At 42.6% G+C, this 15,700-nt stretch carries 17 protein-coding genes and 1 tRNA gene; 11 read left to right on the top strand and 7 right to left on the bottom strand.

Annotated elements, in window-relative coordinates:
• Nucleotides 1-51: 51 nt before the first annotated feature.
• Complete coding sequence (gene kdsA / locus VK179_02620; GenBank protein HLO57605.1) at nt 52-885, bottom strand: 3-deoxy-8-phosphooctulonate synthase; 834 nt, start codon at nt 883-885, stop codon at nt 52-54.
• A gap of 12 nt (nt 886-897) precedes the next feature.
• Complete coding sequence (locus tag VK179_02615) at nt 898-2,241, bottom strand: replication-associated recombination protein A (protein HLO57604.1); 1,344 nt, start codon at nt 2,239-2,241, stop codon at nt 898-900.
• A 68-nt stretch (nt 2,242-2,309) separates the two neighbouring features.
• On the opposite strand from VK179_02615, the gene VK179_02610 reads away from it, so the two are divergent.
• Entirely contained in the window at nt 2,310-3,119 is an 810-nt protein-coding gene (locus VK179_02610; GenBank protein ID HLO57603.1) for an SDR family oxidoreductase, read from the top strand.
• 3 nt (nt 3,120-3,122) lie between these two features.
• Nucleotides 3,123-3,527 (top strand): thioesterase family protein, encoded by a 405-nt coding sequence (locus tag VK179_02605; GenBank protein ID HLO57602.1) that lies wholly within the window; start codon nt 3,123-3,125, stop codon nt 3,525-3,527.
• Nucleotides 3,528-3,615: 88 nt separating this feature from the next.
• On the opposite strand, the gene VK179_02600 is transcribed toward VK179_02605, so the two are convergent.
• Nucleotides 3,616-4,356: a hypothetical protein gene (locus VK179_02600; GenBank protein HLO57601.1), complete on the bottom strand. Its 741-nt coding sequence runs from the start codon at nt 4,354-4,356 to the stop codon at nt 3,616-3,618.
• A gap of 151 nt (nt 4,357-4,507) precedes the next feature.
• Here VK179_02600 and VK179_02595 point away from each other — a divergent pair, with 151 nt between their 5' ends.
• Genes VK179_02595 through VK179_02580 form a run of 4 tightly spaced genes read left to right on the top strand, consistent with a single transcriptional unit; the run spans nt 4,508 to nt 6,665 of the window.
• Nucleotides 4,508-5,020 carry a DUF4252 domain-containing protein gene (locus VK179_02595; protein HLO57600.1) on the top strand — a complete coding sequence of 171 codons (513 nt, stop codon included), beginning with the start codon at nt 4,508-4,510 and terminating at the stop codon, nt 5,018-5,020.
• A 39-nt stretch (nt 5,021-5,059) separates the two neighbouring features.
• Nucleotides 5,060-5,566 (top strand): sigma-70 family RNA polymerase sigma factor, encoded by a 507-nt coding sequence (locus VK179_02590; protein HLO57599.1) that lies wholly within the window; start codon nt 5,060-5,062, stop codon nt 5,564-5,566.
• Entirely contained in the window at nt 5,563-6,126 is a 564-nt protein-coding gene (locus VK179_02585) for a hypothetical protein (GenBank protein ID HLO57598.1), read from the top strand. Before VK179_02590 ends, VK179_02585 begins: the two co-directional genes overlap by 4 nt.
• An 11-nt stretch (nt 6,127-6,137) precedes the next feature.
• Nucleotides 6,138-6,665 (top strand): DUF4252 domain-containing protein, encoded by a 528-nt coding sequence (locus tag VK179_02580; protein HLO57597.1) that lies wholly within the window; start codon nt 6,138-6,140, stop codon nt 6,663-6,665.
• Nucleotides 6,666-6,734: 69 nt separating this feature from the next.
• Here VK179_02580 and VK179_02575 read toward each other — a convergent pair whose 3' ends face one another.
• Nucleotides 6,735-7,664: a radical SAM protein gene (locus VK179_02575; protein HLO57596.1), complete on the bottom strand. Its 930-nt coding sequence runs from the start codon at nt 7,662-7,664 to the stop codon at nt 6,735-6,737.
• An 89-nt stretch (nt 7,665-7,753) separates the two neighbouring features.
• On the opposite strand from VK179_02575, the gene VK179_02570 reads away from it, so the two are divergent.
• Both VK179_02570 and acs read left to right on the top strand, forming a co-directional pair.
• Nucleotides 7,754-7,826, top strand: a tRNA-Lys gene (locus VK179_02570).
• Between the two features lie 98 nt (nt 7,827-7,924).
• Complete coding sequence (gene acs / locus VK179_02565; protein HLO57595.1) at nt 7,925-9,817, top strand: acetate--CoA ligase; 1,893 nt, start codon at nt 7,925-7,927, stop codon at nt 9,815-9,817.
• Here acs and VK179_02560 read toward each other — a convergent pair whose 3' ends face one another.
• Together VK179_02560 and VK179_02555 are read right to left on the bottom strand one after the other, a co-directional pair.
• The gene (locus tag VK179_02560) at nt 9,818-10,993 is read right to left on the bottom strand and encodes a PLP-dependent transferase (protein ID HLO57594.1); all 1,176 of its coding nucleotides are present in this window, start codon (nt 10,991-10,993) and stop codon (nt 9,818-9,820) included. It abuts the gene before it with no gap.
• Between the two features lie 4 nt (nt 10,994-10,997).
• Complete coding sequence (locus tag VK179_02555) at nt 10,998-11,273, bottom strand: 30S ribosomal protein THX (GenBank protein HLO57593.1); 276 nt, start codon at nt 11,271-11,273, stop codon at nt 10,998-11,000.
• 128 nt (nt 11,274-11,401) lie between these two features.
• Between VK179_02555 and VK179_02550 the strand changes: the two genes are divergently transcribed.
• Nucleotides 11,402-12,064, top strand: coding sequence for an HAD hydrolase-like protein (locus VK179_02550; protein ID HLO57592.1), 663 nt, complete (start codon nt 11,402-11,404; stop codon nt 12,062-12,064).
• On the opposite strand, the gene VK179_02545 is transcribed toward VK179_02550, so the two are convergent.
• Nucleotides 12,061-12,594: a hypothetical protein gene (locus VK179_02545; GenBank protein ID HLO57591.1), complete on the bottom strand. Its 534-nt coding sequence runs from the start codon at nt 12,592-12,594 to the stop codon at nt 12,061-12,063. The two genes, VK179_02550 and VK179_02545, sit on opposite strands and share 4 nt — an antisense overlap.
• Before the next feature lie 44 nt (nt 12,595-12,638).
• Between VK179_02545 and VK179_02540 the strand changes: the two genes are divergently transcribed.
• Nucleotides 12,639-14,861, top strand: coding sequence for a RelA/SpoT family protein (locus tag VK179_02540; protein HLO57590.1), 2,223 nt, complete (start codon nt 12,639-12,641; stop codon nt 14,859-14,861).
• A gap of 57 nt (nt 14,862-14,918) precedes the next feature.
• The gene (gene fabG / locus VK179_02535; protein ID HLO57589.1) at nt 14,919-15,665 is read left to right on the top strand and encodes a 3-oxoacyl-[acyl-carrier-protein] reductase; all 747 of its coding nucleotides are present in this window, start codon (nt 14,919-14,921) and stop codon (nt 15,663-15,665) included.
• The last annotated feature ends 35 nt before the right edge of the window (nt 15,666-15,700 follow it).

Genomic DNA, 15,700 nt, shown 5'->3' with positions numbered 1-15,700 from the left:
CAAAACAACAAAAAATCTTTGCGTTTTTTTTTAAACAAATTAAGAACATCCTTAATATTTATCGCTTTCAATTATTGTAGCCCTTATCCTTACAAGCTTTTCGAGCATTTGTTCAAGGAGATCAAGTCGTAGCATGTTGGCACCATCCGATTTAGCAAGCATTGGCTCGGGATGAGTTTCAAGAAACAATCCGTCGGCACCCACTGCAATGGCTGCCTTAGCAAGCGTTTCGATCATTTCAGGCCTGCCGCCTGAAACTCCTGTATTCTGATTAGGTTGTTGAAGCGAATGGGTAATATCCAGAATAACAGGGAATCCGAATCGTTTCATTTCCGGTATTCCCCTGAAGTCAACAATAAGATCCTGGTAACCGAACATCGTACCCCTGTCTGTCAGCATCACATGTTTATTCCCGGCCTGAACCACTTTTTCAGCGGCAAATTTCATGGATTCCGGGGAAAGAAACTGCCCTTTTTTAATGTTTACATATTTTCCGGTCTTTGCTGCAGCTACCAGTAAATCGGTTTGCCTGCACAAAAAAGCCGGGATCTGCAGCACATCCACAAATTGCGATGCAAAATAAGCTTCCTCAGGTGAATGGATATCTGTTACAACCGGTAATGCCAGCTCCTTTCTGATATCCTTAAGCACTTCAAGTCCTTCCTTATCACCGATTCCGGTAAAAGAATCGGATTTGGAACGGTTGGCTTTTTTATAGGAACTTTTAAATATATAAGGGATCTTCAGCTTCTCTGTTATTGATTTTACCTTTTCAGCAATGTCAAAACAGATCTCACGACTTTCCACAACACAGGGACCTGCAATGAGAAAAAAATTTCCGCTGTTCAGGTGCCTGATCTGAGGTATGGATGAAAGACTTTCCATTCAGTGTACTATTTAATAGTTATATTTTTGTTTCCAGATAGATTCCAGTCTTTTCCTGATTTCAGCTTCACGCGGATTATCCTGGGGACTGTAAAGGATACGGTTGCGGATAGCTTCAGGAAGGAACTCTTCCTGCGTGAAGTTACCCTTATATTCATGAGCGTATTTGTATTCTGCACCATAGCCGAGTTCTTTCATCAACGATGTCGGGGCATTCCTTATATTTAAAGGTACCGGCAGATCGCCTGTTTCTTTAACAAGGGCTATTGCCTCATCAATGGCCATGTATGATGAATTGCTTTTAGGAGAGGTTGCAAGGTAAATGGCTGTTTCAGAAAGAATAATCCTTGATTCAGGCCAGCCGATCAGGTTGATCGCCTCAAAACATGCAGTTGCCAGCAGCAGGGCGTTCGGATTGGCAAGCCCGATATCTTCGGCGGCCAGTATAGCCATCCTCCGGGCTATGAATTTTGGATCTTCGCCGCCTTCAACCATTCGGGCCAGCCAATATACAGCCGCATTCGGATCACTTCCCCGAAGCGATTTTATGAAAGCGGAAATAATATCGTAGTGCTGATCGCCGCTTTTATCATATATGGCAATCTTCTCCTGTACAATTTCCATTACAGCCTTGTCAGTGATCACAATTCTGCCAGTATTGTTTGTGGCGAGAGTGCTGACGATCAGTTCAAGCATATTCATCAGCTTACGGGCATCACCCCCCGAAAGTTTAAAGAGGGCACGGTTTTCCTCCACTTCAACAACCATCTGTTTTAGGTAATAATCTTCAGCGAGTGCCCTGTTCAGTATCCTGGTGAGCTCCTGCACGCCAAGCGGTTTAAGGATGTAAACCTGGCATCGTGAAAGCAACGGGGAGATCACTTCAAAGGATGGATTTTCAGTGGTAGCGCCTATCAGGGTTACAATTCCCTGTTCAACTGAACCTAACAGCGAATCCTGTTGTGATTTATTGAAACGATGAATCTCATCAATGAACAATATAGGCGAAGGCTTATTAAAGAACAGCTGTTGACGGGCTTTTTCAATAGTCTCACGAACATCCTTCACACCGGCATGAACGGCACTCAACTGGTAAAAAGGCCTGTCGAGTTTTCCGGCAATTATCCGGGCAAGTGTAGTCTTGCCAACTCCGGGAGGGCCCCATAATATAAAAGACGGAATGTTCCCGTTTTCTATGCTCTTTCTTAAGATTGAATTTTCGCCAACTAAATGCTCCTGTCCCACATATTCCTCAAGTGTTGCAGGTCTCATTCTGTCTGCCAGTGGCTGATTGGTGCCGATCATAATTGTCAATTGCTTTGTAAAATTACCACTTAGTTTTAGAATTGCTGACAATTTTATGAGTTAAACCGATTTACTTCAGGTTAATTACCTATTTTTATAACCGAATATCAATAAAATCCATGAAGGATAAAGTTGTTATAATCACTGGTGCATCATCAGGCATTGGACTGGCAACCGCTACCGAGTTTGCTCAAATGGGCGCAAAAGTTGTACTTGCAGCCAGGAGACTCGAATTACTGACCCAGATCATGAATTCACTTCAGGAAAAAGGTTACTCCGCTATTGCCGTGAAAACCGACGTAACCCGCGAAGAAGACTGTATTAATCTTATAAATACTACCATCCGTGAATACGGCAAAATTGATGTACTCATTAATAATGCCGGTATATCCATGAGAGCCCTGTTCCGTGACGTGGATTTGAATGTTCTGAAAAGGCTTTTTGATGTTAACTTCTGGGGGGCTGTCATCTGCACAAAGTATGCCTTGCCTTACCTGATTGAACAACACGGTTCAGTCGTAGGTGTGTCCTCTGTCGCAGGTTTCGTTGGCTTGCCAGGCAGGACAGGGTATTCAGCATCCAAATATGCCTTACATGGTTTTCTTGAAACACTGCGTATTGAAAATCTTAAAAATGGATTGCATGTTCTGATTCTCTGTGCCGGTTTTACAAAATCTGATATACGCAAAAAAGCCCTAACTGCTGATGGAACGCAACAAGGCTTCACACCCCGTGAGGAAGAAAAAATGATGCAACCTGAGGAAGTTGCAAAAGCAATCGTTAAAGCGATCAGGCGCCGTCGAAATTATGTAATCCTCACGCTTGAAGGTAAGATGACTGCAATGGTTAAACGTATTGCACCGCGTTTCCTTGAACATGCTGCTTATATTAAAATGGCCAAAGAGCCTGATTCTCCCCTGAAAAATTAAACTATGTATTGTACTGAAACAATTATTCGGGTTCGTTATGGCGAAACTGACCGAATGGGCTATATGTATTACGGTCATTATCCCGAATATTTCGAAGTATCAAGGACCGATATGATCCGGTCACTGGGACTCAGTTATCGCGAGATTGAAGATTCGGGGATTATTATGCCGGTCAGAAGCCTTAAGGTTGATTATAAGACACCGGCGCTGTACGACGAATTGCTTACGGTTAAGTCATGTCTGAAAACACTGCCTGAAATTAAACTCGACATTGACTATGAAATTTATAACGAAAAAAAACAACTTGTTTGCACCGGCAACACGGTTCTTGCTTTTGTGGATGTAAAAACAAGAAGACCTAAAAGAGCACCTGAATTTTTCCTGGAGGCCGTCAGGAAATATTTCTGAATAAAAAAGGGTGACTTTTCTGAGTCACCCTTTTTTTTGTTTGATGTTGATCAAACGTCAAACTTCAAACAATAAACTTCTTTAACATTTATTGCTGTGCGGGAAATTTGAATACATCATCTGCAATCTCGGTGTTGAACTCGATCTTTGTAAATTTAACAGCCTGTACACTTTGTCCGCCAACTTTTGTGTCAAGAGCAAATGGCATAATCAGACCGTTACCGGCATCCTGGTAATCGCTGTAATATACATTCATTTCCTGGCCTGCCATCTGACCGCTTGTGGCAGTTTGCTTAACCATCACCGGAAGATATGTTTCAGCATCGAAAAAATAATTCATCACTGATTCATTTTCTTTGCCTTTATTCTTTACCAGTTTTACTTCATAGCATTTTACACCGTCAACATCAGATGATCCGATCAATGTAACTTCGCTGCCTTTTTTAGCATAATCAATAAAAGGATCCTCGAAGTCAGCTTCGTCTTTTAAAGATTTCACCTGGTCTTCGGGAAGTTTCTGGGGATTCGGATCTCCCATAAAAGGATTGATTGTCCAGCCCGTTTCTCCGTCATAAGCCTGCGGAATAAATTTCTGACCCATAATGTCAAGTGAAAGGATGTACTTGTTGGGTGCCTTGCGCATCATATCAAAATTAAAATCACCTTGTGGCGTAGGAACAGTGCCCTGTAATTTAACTGTCTGAACAGCCTTCCACTTTGCCTCGCCACCGATGCTCTCAATATATTTCTTTACTATATCATCAGCTGTCTGTGACCAAATCGACAATGCAAAAAAGGAAAATAATAATACGCTTATTGATTTTTTCATGATGTTGTTGTTTTGGATTAAGCAACAAAGGTAATAATTACGAGCTTGTTAGAAGACTTTTCCTGAAAATTGTTGATATTTATTGTAATATATTCCTTGGCACCTCGTCTTAATGCTGAATTCAGGTACAAACAATTTAATTCTAAACATTATGAATAAGCTGATACTCGTTGCCGCTTCACTGCTTCTCGCGAACTGCACGTTTGCTCAAAAGGATATAATCAGTGATGTGTTCTCAAAATATGCCGGTGCCCAGGGTGTTACAACGGTGAATATTACTGGTGATATGCTGAACCTTATAACACAAGCTCAACAGCAAATGCAGGACACAGTTTTTACATCCAAACTTACAGAAGTCAGGATACTGGCTCTTGAAAAAAATTGTGATAAACCGGCCGATATCAATCTGAAATCGGAAGTGTATGATAAACTCGACAAATCAGTTTATAAGGAAATGATGAGCGTGAAGGAACAGGATGAAGATGTTGTAATACTTATTAAGGAAGCTAAGGGAAGGATTTCGGAAGTACTTCTGATTGCAGGCGGTAAGGATGACAATGCCCTTATCCAGGTTAAAGGCGATATGCTGCTCAGCGAAGTAGCTAAGATGGCCGGAAAATACCAGGGAAAAGGATTTGACCATTTCAAAATGCTCGAAAAATAAAAGGAACTTACAGGAGTCGAACACTCACAGCAGGTAAACATGGAAATTAACGATTTCAGGAAGCAAATAATGCCCCTTACAGGCAGATTGTTTCACTATGCTTACCTGCTGTTGAAAAATAAAACGGAAGCTGAAGATGCTGTGCAGGAGGTTTTCCTGAAATTATGGAAGATAAGAGAGTCACTTGATCAATATAACAGCATTGAAGCTTTTTCGCTTAAGGTGACACGAAACTGGTGTCTCGACCGGATAAAAGCAAGAAAACCGGTGTATATTGAAAGTTACAATACCTGGTATGACAGGAAGAGCGATGATACAGATCCTTACAAAACACTTGAAAACACCGACGAATTGTCCCTGCTGTTTGAAATTCTGGACAAACTACCTGAACAGCAACGTCATATCATTCAACTCAGGGAACTTGAGAACAGGGAATTTGAAGAAATTGCAGAAATAATGGATATGAATGTGAACGCCGTAAGAGTTAACCTATCCAGGGCGCGAAACAGGATACGAGAAGAAATGACTAAGTTTGAATACAAATGAAAAACGACCGGATCCATCAGCTAATTGAAAAATACTTCTCGGGCCTGACCAGCAGGGAAGAGGAGATGATCCTGGAAGATTATTTTTCAGGGAACCAAACCATCGAAGATGACCTTATCCCTTTGAAAAATCAGTTCATGCTTTTTAAAAAGGGAAAAGAATTTTCAATTGATACGACATCCCTCGAGGCAAGAATCATCAGTAAAATTGAAGACTCGGAAACAGTTCCTGAAATACCAAGCCGGAAGCTTAACCTTTCGCGTTTGATGATCGCAGCTTCAATAGCCTTGTTCATAACCATCGCATCGGTGATCGTTTTCAGGTTTGAACACAATGAACTTAAGGATACCTATACCGATCCCCAGCTTGCTTATCTTGAAACCCAGAAAACGCTGCTTTTTATTTCGCAGAAAATGAATAAAAGCATGCAGCCTCTTTCCAATATAACAAAAATGAATACAGGAGCGAGCCAGTTGAAAAAGCTTGAAAAAATCGATCAGAGTATGGGAATGCTGAACCTCGTATCCTTTATTAATCAATCATCCAATTTGAAAAAATAATGAATAATCATATGAAAACATTTCTTCTAGCTATGGGATTGCTTGCCTTACCGGTTGTTTCACAGGCACAGAGTATTATGGACAAGCTGTTTGATAAGTACTCGGGAAAAGAAGGTTTCACTTCCGTATATATTTCAAAATATATGTTTGATATGTTCCGGAGCGACGAGAACCTGGATGCAAAGAACCAGGAAGATCTGAACCATGTCATCAGTAAACTTACCGGTATAAAAATACTTGTCACCGATGATGACCCTGCCACTCCCACACCTGTAAATCTTTACCAGGAGATCATGAAGGTATTGCCTTCGTCACCTTATAAAGAAGTAATGGTAGTGCGTGAGAAAGATCAGAACATAAAGTTCTTTGTTAAGGAAAACGGCAATAAGGTTGCCGAACTGCTCATGGTCATCGGAGGAAATGATGAAAGCGTGTTAATAAGTATCCAGGGCGATATCGATATGAAAAACATATCAAAACTTGCCAAAAGCATGAACGTGGAAGGCATGCAGAATCTGGAGAAGATTGATGAAAAATAGTTTATTGTTTTTTGTTTGAGGTTTGATGTTCCAGGTCAACCTCAAACAAAAAACTTCAAACCACAAACCTTAAACCTCAAACGGGTTTGAACGATCAAAATCCGGCCGGTACGTCACTGAACTTTCATATTCCTGGATCCATCCCCGGTAAAAGCCAAATTCTTCCATTGCGTTTAATACACGTGTGTATTCTTCTTCGGTTATTTTGCGTCCAAGAACCGGATGACCGCCTACACAGGCGGTGGGGTAGTATTGCGACATTAAAGAAACATGTACCGAAGAGGATAGTTCCTCTGCAATCCATTGCATAATTTTTACTGAATCATCGGACTGTCCTGGTAAAACCAGATGTCTGACAATCATGCCCGTTATGGCCTGACCGTTTTCATTAAGGATAACCGAGCTTCCCTTCTGCCTGTACATCTCTTTTATGGCCTCTTTTGCAATCTCGGGATAACCGGTAGCATCGGAAAATGATTTGGCCACCTCACTGTCCAGGTATTTGAAGTCGGGGAGATACACATCAATCAATCCTTCGAGATCTTTGAGTACACTTACCTTATCATAGGCGTTAGTATTATATACCGTTACCGGATGGAAGTTGCGTCTGTGAAGTTCGCGGATGATTTCTTTAACATGGGGCACATGATGGGTAGGACTGACAAAACCGATGGCTTCGATGCCCGAATCCAGGCAGGAGATTATTTCCTGCATGATATCCTGTAAATTCTGTTCTTTCTGATTGGCGCTTTTACGCCGGCTTATCTGGTAATTCTGACAGAACGAACAACGAAGATTACACCCTGTGAAAAACAAGTTGCATATACCGTTTTTGCCGTTAACCGGTGGCTCTTCGCCCTTGTGGATGCATACCGATGCAATGTTGTAACTGGCATCACAGCCGCAATATCCGAGTTGCCCGGCATTTCGGTTAGCCCTGCATTCGCGGGGACAAAGGACGCAATTGTCAAATTCTTTCAAAACCGCAGTGTTGGCCACAAAAATAAGCAAATTTGAATTTTGTAACAGGCCAACCTTGCATTTATCGAAATATTGTTAAATTTGCAGCCGCTTAAGAATTTTCACAGCGGTCCGTAGCTCAGTTGGTAGAGCAATTGACTCTTAATCAATGGGTCCAGGGTTCGAATCCCTGCGGACCGACAAAGGCAGGTAATACAACCTGCCTTTTTTCATTTTCAACAATCCCCACTCTTTATTGTTACCATTAGCAGTGCTCCAAAAACCTAATCTTCAATATTATGGAACCAACTGCTGATAACTGGTATTACCCGTCGGAACAAATACTGCAACAGGCGAATGTCCTTGAATACGATAATCTGTATCGCTATTCTGTAAAAAACAGGGAAAAATTCTGGGCCGAAGAGGCAGATAAACTTCATTGGTTTAAAAAATGGGACAAAGTACTTGACGCCTCAAATCCTCCTTTTTATAAATGGTTTTCGGGCGGAAAAACCAATGTGGTATATAATGCAATCGACAGGCACCAGCACACCGAAGTCCGAAACAAACTGGCTTTAATTTGGGAAGGTGAGCCGGGCGACCTGCGCACTTTCTCATATCATGCGCTGAACCGGGAAGTTTGCCAGTTTGCCAACATTCTGAAAAGCATGGGTGTGAAGAAAGGAGATGTGGTTACCATTTATATGCCACAGATACCCGAACAGATTTTTGCCATGCTTGCCTGTGCCAAAATAGGTGCCGCACACAGTGTGGTATACGGAGGATTCAGTCACGAAGCCCTTGCTGATCGAATTAACGATGCAAACAGCCGGGTAGTGATCACAGCTGACGGCGGTTATCGAAGGGGAAAGATCATTGAACTGAAAAGCATTGTAAACAAAGCAATGGAACTTTCACCTACCATGGAAATCTGTATCACTGTTAAACGAACAGGACAGGATGTATACATGGAAAACGACAGGGATTACTGGTATCACGATTTGAAGTCGCTTCCCATAGCCGGAAACAAATGCGAAACAGAACAGATGGATTCAGATGACATGCTTTACCTGTTGTATACTTCCGGATCAACAGGTAAACCCAAAGCACTTGTCCATACTCACGGGGGTTACAGTGTTTATATTGCCTCAACACTGCGTATGGTATTCGACCTTAAACCGGGAGACCGTTACTGGTGCGCTGCTGATCCGGGCTGGGTTACAGGGCATAGTTATATTGTTTACGGTCCGTTAATCAACGGGGCAACAGTTATGCTTTATGAAGGCGCGCCAAACCATCCGTATCCGGACAGGTGGTGGAAAATGGTTGAGAAATACGGTATTAATATTTTATATACTTCACCAACGGCTATTCGTGGACTAATGCGCTTCGGCGAATCATGGCCAAAAAGAAATGACCTGAGCTCTTTGCGGTTACTCGGGTCGGTGGGGGAGCCTATCAATCCTGAAGCCTGGAAGTGGTATTATAAATACATCGGGCAGGAACGCTGTCCGGTAATGGATACATGGTGGCAAACCGAAACCGGGGGCTTCATGATAACCCCGTTACCCATTACACCCCTCAGACCGGGATCAGCCACAAAACCATTTTTCGGAAATGAAGTAGCTGTTGTTGATGACAAGGGAAATGAAGTAAGAGCCGGTGAAGAAGGAAATCTCGTAATTAAAAATCCCTGGCCGGGAATGACAGCCGGAGTATACCGCGATCCGGAACGGTTTGTTGAAACCTATTGGTCAAAGTATAAAGATAAGGGGTGGTATCTTACAGGCGATTCGGCAAAAAAAGACGAGAACGGGTATTTCTGGATCATCGGAAGGGTAGACGATGTAATTAAAGTAAGCGGTTACAGGCTGGGAACAGCAGAAATAGAAAGTGTTATGATCAGCCATCCTGCAGTTGCAGAATCGGCCGCGGTCGCTGTTCCCCATGATATCAAAGGGAACGCCATTCACATGTTTGTAATTATAAAGAAAGGATTTGAGGCATCACGTGAACTGGAACAGGAACTCGGCAAGCACGTAGTGGATCATCTTGGTTCGATTGCCCGGCCGGAGGCAGTGAAGATTGTTGATTCACTTCCGAAAACAAGAAGCGGGAAAATCATGCGGAGGGTATTAAAAGCAAGGATACTTGGTCTTCCCGAAGGAGACCTTAGTACCCTTGAAGATTAATCATGTTTTTTGGATGGCCTGGGCAAAATCAGCCATCAGGTCATCAATATGTTCAAGACCAACCGATACCCTGAGCAAACCTTCGGTTATGCCGGAAAGTTTTCTCTCCTCAGCACTGAGTTTTGAATGAGTAGTGGTAGCCGGGTGTGTTATGATGGTTCTTGAATCACCCAGGTTTGAAGATATGGAAACCAGCTTTAATGCATCGATGAACCGGTGGGCCCTTTTGGTCCCGCCTTTCAGCTCGAAAGAGATTAACGCACCACCGGCTTTCATCTGCTTTCTCGCCGTTTTATACTGTGGATGCGACTTTAAAAAAGGATATTTCACCCACATGACATCTTTGTTGGCCTCAAGCATTGAAGCCAGTTTAAGGGCATTTGAACAATGACGTTCGAGCCTGGGGGAAAGCGTTTCAAGACTTTTTGACAACAACCATGCGGTATGTGGTGACATTACCGGTCCGGTAACTTTTGTAAATTGTCTTACATCCTGAATTACATCCCTGTTACCAACAACGGCACCTCCGATTGTGCGACCCTGGCCGTCAATCAGTTTGGTTGTTGAATGAATGACAAGATCAGCGCCAAAATCCAAAGGATTCTGCAATAACGGGGTCGCAAAACAATTATCAACCAGGAAATAAAGGTTATTCTTACTGGCAAGGCGACCGAGGAATGCAAGATCTGCAATATCCAGTCCCGGATTTGAAGGCGTTTCAACATAAAGAAGCCTTGTATTGGGCATTATATTTTCTTTCCACTCATCCTTGTTATTAATATCCACATATGAATGCGATATTCCCCATTTCACAAAGATCTGGGTCAACAGCACATGCGTGGAGCCAAACAACTGTCTGGATGCAAGAACATGATCACCCGGCCTGAGTAAGGATGCCATGCTCACATAAACCGCAGCCATTCCCGATGCAGTAACAACGCCATCTTCGGCGTTTTCAAGTGCACAAAGCTTTTTTATAAGTTCATCCGTGTTCGGGTTGGCAAAACGTGTATAGCTGTAACCCAGTGTTTCGTCTTTAAAAATTTCTTCCGCCTCACCTGCACTGCTGAAGATAAAGCTTGAAGTTTCAAAAACCGGCACACTGTGCTCGTGATATTCCGATCTTTTCGCCTGGATCCGTATTGCTTCTGTTTCTTTCTTTACTTTTTCTGCCATTCAATCAGGTTGTTTCCGTTTTTTTTGCCCTGGGTTCTTTCTTTGCGGCGGGTGCTTTGGGCTTTGCAGTAGCTGCCGTATGAGTATCCTTTACTTCCTTAATATCCTTCACCTCTTTGCTGTCTTTTACTTCTTTTACATCCTTAACATCCTTTACAGGTTCTTTAACATCTTTAGGTTTAATGAATGTAGCATTCTTAGCGCCTTTTTTACGTCTTCTTACGCCGTATGAACCTTGAAAAAGTTTTCCTCTTTTTGATTTTTTGTCTCCTTTTCCCATGGTAATTACATTTTATTTGGTTTGATTTATTGTCACTGGTTTCGCGGTTAAAATTAAACTTATAAATTTGCCGCCTGATCCATGACACTTTCTGAATTATAAAAGTAGCACATTTGCAGTAAATTCCAATGAGAAGTTCGTATCAACATATCATTTTTGACCTTGATGGCACGCTGTCTGATTCACGTGAAGGGATTTTTAACGCCTATTATCATACATTTGAAAAACTTGGAATTTCTGATCCCGGAAAGGAAAAACTTCAATCACTGATAGGACCTCCATTGCAGAAAGGATTTTCAGATGTTTTTGGATTGCAGGGTGAAGCCAATCAGATGGCCGTTAAAGTGTTTCGTGAATACTATGCTGAAAAAGGTCTTTTTGAAAACCAACTTTACGACGGAATGAAGGACCTTATTGAAAAGTTATTTCAGTCTGGCGCTACCCTCTATGTAGCTACTTCAAAGTATATCGTATATGCCAACCAGGTCTTAAAACATTTCGGCATTTCGCAATATTTCAGGGAAATTGCAGGCGCTGACTATAGTGGTTATGCATCATCAAAAGTTGAATTAATTACCGGGATACTCAGACGGAACGGAATCCAGGATCCCCTTGATGTGGTTATAATAGGCGATACTCACTACGATATCAACGCAGCCACTGAGCTTGCCATTGATTCGATTGCTGTTGCCTATGGATTTACTCCTGAAGAAGAAGTTGTTACTTATAATCCTGACTACCTGGCCAGAAAAGTAAGTGACCTGTACCGTTTTCTTTTATATGAAAACTAACGAAGCCCGGAAGATATCTTTTTCATAATCTTCATTCCCTGGCTTTTGAAACCGGCTGAAGCTTCTTCCATCTGGCTTTCAATGATTTCGTAAAGTTCACGCTGAATTTCGGGAATTCCTTTTGTAAGTTTGTACAGAACCACCATGCTGTATGCTTTTACACCCACCGAATAGGAGCCGTTGAGATAATCAAAGCACAGATCCATCAGCATCGTGCTGTCTTTTTCTTTTAGCCTGAAATCATGATCAACAAAGAGTTTTAAGAAATTTCTCCTTACACTTTCCGATTTCTGATCTGCCAGGTTGCGGATGATTTTTGAAAGATGCGGCTGTAACAATTGCGGGTACTGCTCACTGCAAATCCAGAGAACACGTGAAGCCCGCTGACACCATGGATATTCATCCATCCAGGCCACCTCGAGAAGCGGAATAACCAGTGAAGGCTCATCAAAAACCATATTAGCGGTGAGATCGGCAAGTTTTCGGCTTGAATCGGATAAATGCTCTTTTATTTTCGAAAGATCAATCATGGCGCAATTGAAATGAGAAAGCGGATGCCTAAAATTAACTATTTTTGCAAAACCAATACTACGCTGACATGGTTTCCAGGCATCCTGAATACATACAAAAACTTAGGAATAAGTATGATGAGCTTATCCGGTTAATCAGGAAGAATAAGGAAATTCATGATTATTCCAAAATCAGGGAGGCATATGATATACTGGTTGCCTTAGTTGAAGATGAGAATGACACTGACGCGCAGAAGACTGTACTGACCTCCATGGAAGTGGCTGAAATAGCCATTGCTGAAATTGGTCTCGGAATGACTTCAGTCCAGAGTATTTTTCTCCTGCAGGCCCTTAAAAATAGGAAGACGGATATTTCTCACATACATGCTCATTTCGGACAAGCTGTGGCAACTATCACTACAGGCCTTCATTCTATTCATGAGCTCGGAAATAAGCCGCTGGCACCGCAGGCTGAAAATCTGCGCAACTTTCTTCTTAACCTGGCAGGAGATGTAAGAGTTATCCTGATAAAAATTGCAGAACATTTGCATAAGATGCGTTCCATGAAGTTGCTGCCTCAGGAAGACCAGATCCGCATTGCATCTGAGGCTTCCTACCTTTATGCCCCGCTTGCCCACCGTCTCGGTTTTTACATCATCAAGTCGGAGATGGAGGATCTTTCCCTGAAATTTACCGACAGGAAAACATACGATTCGATAGCCCGCAAACTGGCGCAAACGATGCGCGACAGGAAACAATTCATTGAGGATTTTATAGGTCCTATTGAAAAGTCATTGCGAAGCCAGGGATTTGATTTTGAAGTAAAGGGGAGGCCTAAATCAATCCATTCCATTTGGAATAAAATGGTCAATAAAGGGGCTGCTTTTGAGGATATATATGACCTTTTTGCAATCCGTATCATTCTCAACAGTGAATTAAAAAATGAGAAGGCTGATTGCTGGCAGGTTTACAGCACGGTTACCGACCTTTACCAGCCGAATCCCTTACGGTTACGCGACTGGATTTCTATTCCCAAAACAAACGGGTATGAGTCGCTGCATACAACGGTTATAGGTCCTGACGGACGTTGGGTTGAAGTGCAGATAAGGACCCGCCGTATGAATGAGATTGCTGAGAAGGGTTTTGCCGCACACTGGAAATATAAAGGTCTTGAAGCCGAGCAGGGACTGGAAGAATGGCTGAAACGGATCAGGGAAGTGCTCGAAACACCTGAACCCGATGCTAAGGAATTCCTGGATGATTTTAAGCTGAGCCTGTACTCGAAGGAAATTTTTGTTTTTACTCCGAAAGGGGATTTGAAAAAGTTTCCTGCCGGGGCAACAGTTCTCGATTTTGCCTATGACATCCATTCCGAAGTAGGTTCAACATGTACAGGCGCGAAAGTAAATGCAAAAATAGTTCCCATTCGCCATGTGATGCAAAACGGCGACCGGGTGGAAGTGCTGACTTCAAAAAATCAGACACCTAAACTCGACTGGCTGAATTTTGTAGTAACCTCCAAAGCCAAGACCAAGATCAGGTTTAAGCTGAATGAGGAAAAGGTCCGCCTGGCTGAAACCGGTAAAGAAATTTTAGTCAGGAGGCTTAAGAATTGGAAAATTCCATTTTCGGATGAAACCATTCGCAAACTGCTTAAGACCTATAAGCTGAAAATGGCGCAGGACCTGTATTATCAGATAGCCAATGAACAGATTGACCTCGCTGAAATAAAGGAACTGCTCCAGGAACCCCTGCCTGTTGAAAAAGTATTGAATGCCGAACCCGAACCGGTCCCTGTGGTACAACCGGAAAACCTTATCAGGAAAGAGGATTACCTGATCATTGACGATAAATTGAATAATGTAGATTTTAAGCTGGCAAAATGCTGTAACCCGATTTTCGGAGATGATGTTTTCGGGTTTGTAACCGTGGGAGAGGGAATTAAAATACACCGGTTGAATTGCCCCAATGCGGCACAGCTTATCTCAAAATACGGTTACCGCATTGTCAAGGCGCATTGGAGCACCGGCGGCAAGGAACCCCTGTTCTCTGTTGAAATCAATGTGACCGGTGAAAATGATCCGGGGATGCTGAACAATATATCTGACATCATCTCAAAAGACCTTAAAGTTTCACTCAAAGCAGTCAACTTTGAGACCGACAGCGGGATGTTTAAGGGCAGGCTCAAAATCACTGTAAGGGACACGGCTCACCTTGATTCTTTAATTGGCCGACTCTCCGCTATTAAAGGCGTTTACCAGGTAAGCAGGGTGGAGAAGTACATTTAATTTAGCTACTTATATTTTTTCATTTATTTTTGTCTTTAAATCCATAAAATTTAAATCATGAAGTTACTCGAAGGAAAAACTGCTATTGTTACCGGTGCTGCACGCGGCATTGGGAAAGCAATAGCTCTTGCATTCGCATCTGAAGGAGCCAATGTTGCTGTAACCGACCTGAGGATCGATGAGAATGCACAGGAAGTTGAAAAACAGATCAGTGCCATGGGCGTAAAATGCAAAGTTTACGCTTCTGATGCCAGTAATTTTGCCGATACCGAAAAGGTTGTTAACCAAATCGTAAGTGATTTCGGAACGGTGGACGTGCTTGTCAACAATGCCGGAATCACTATGGACACCCTCTTGCTGCGCATGACCGAGCAACAATGGGACACCGTAATCAGTGTCAACCTGAAATCGGTTTTCAATTTTACAAAGGCTGTTCAACGGATCATGATCAAGAATATGGGCGGTTCCATAATAAATATGAGCTCGGTTGTGGGTGTGGGTGGCAATGCAGGACAGGCCAACTATTCGGCATCAAAAGCCGGAATGATCGGTTTTACTAAGTCAATCGCCATGGAACTCGGCTCACGCAATGTTCGATGCAACGCTATTGCCCCGGGATTTATAATCACTGAAATGACCAATAAGCTGCCTGAGGATGTTAAAAAACAATGGGCCGAAAAAATACCCCTGAAACGCGGCGGAACTCCTGAAGAAGTCGCTAAGGTAGCCCTGTTCCTTGCATGTGATCTTTCTTCATATGTTAACGGTCAGGTTATCGGAGTTTGTGGCGGTATGAGAACCTAGTACAAGGACTGCCTTTCCAACCCAACCTTTTTTCA

This window comes from Bacteroidales bacterium (genome assembly GCA_035299085.1).
Lineage (GTDB): Bacteria > Bacteroidota > Bacteroidia > Bacteroidales > UBA10428 > UBA5072.
This window is presented reverse-complemented; position numbering and strand designations above follow the sequence as displayed.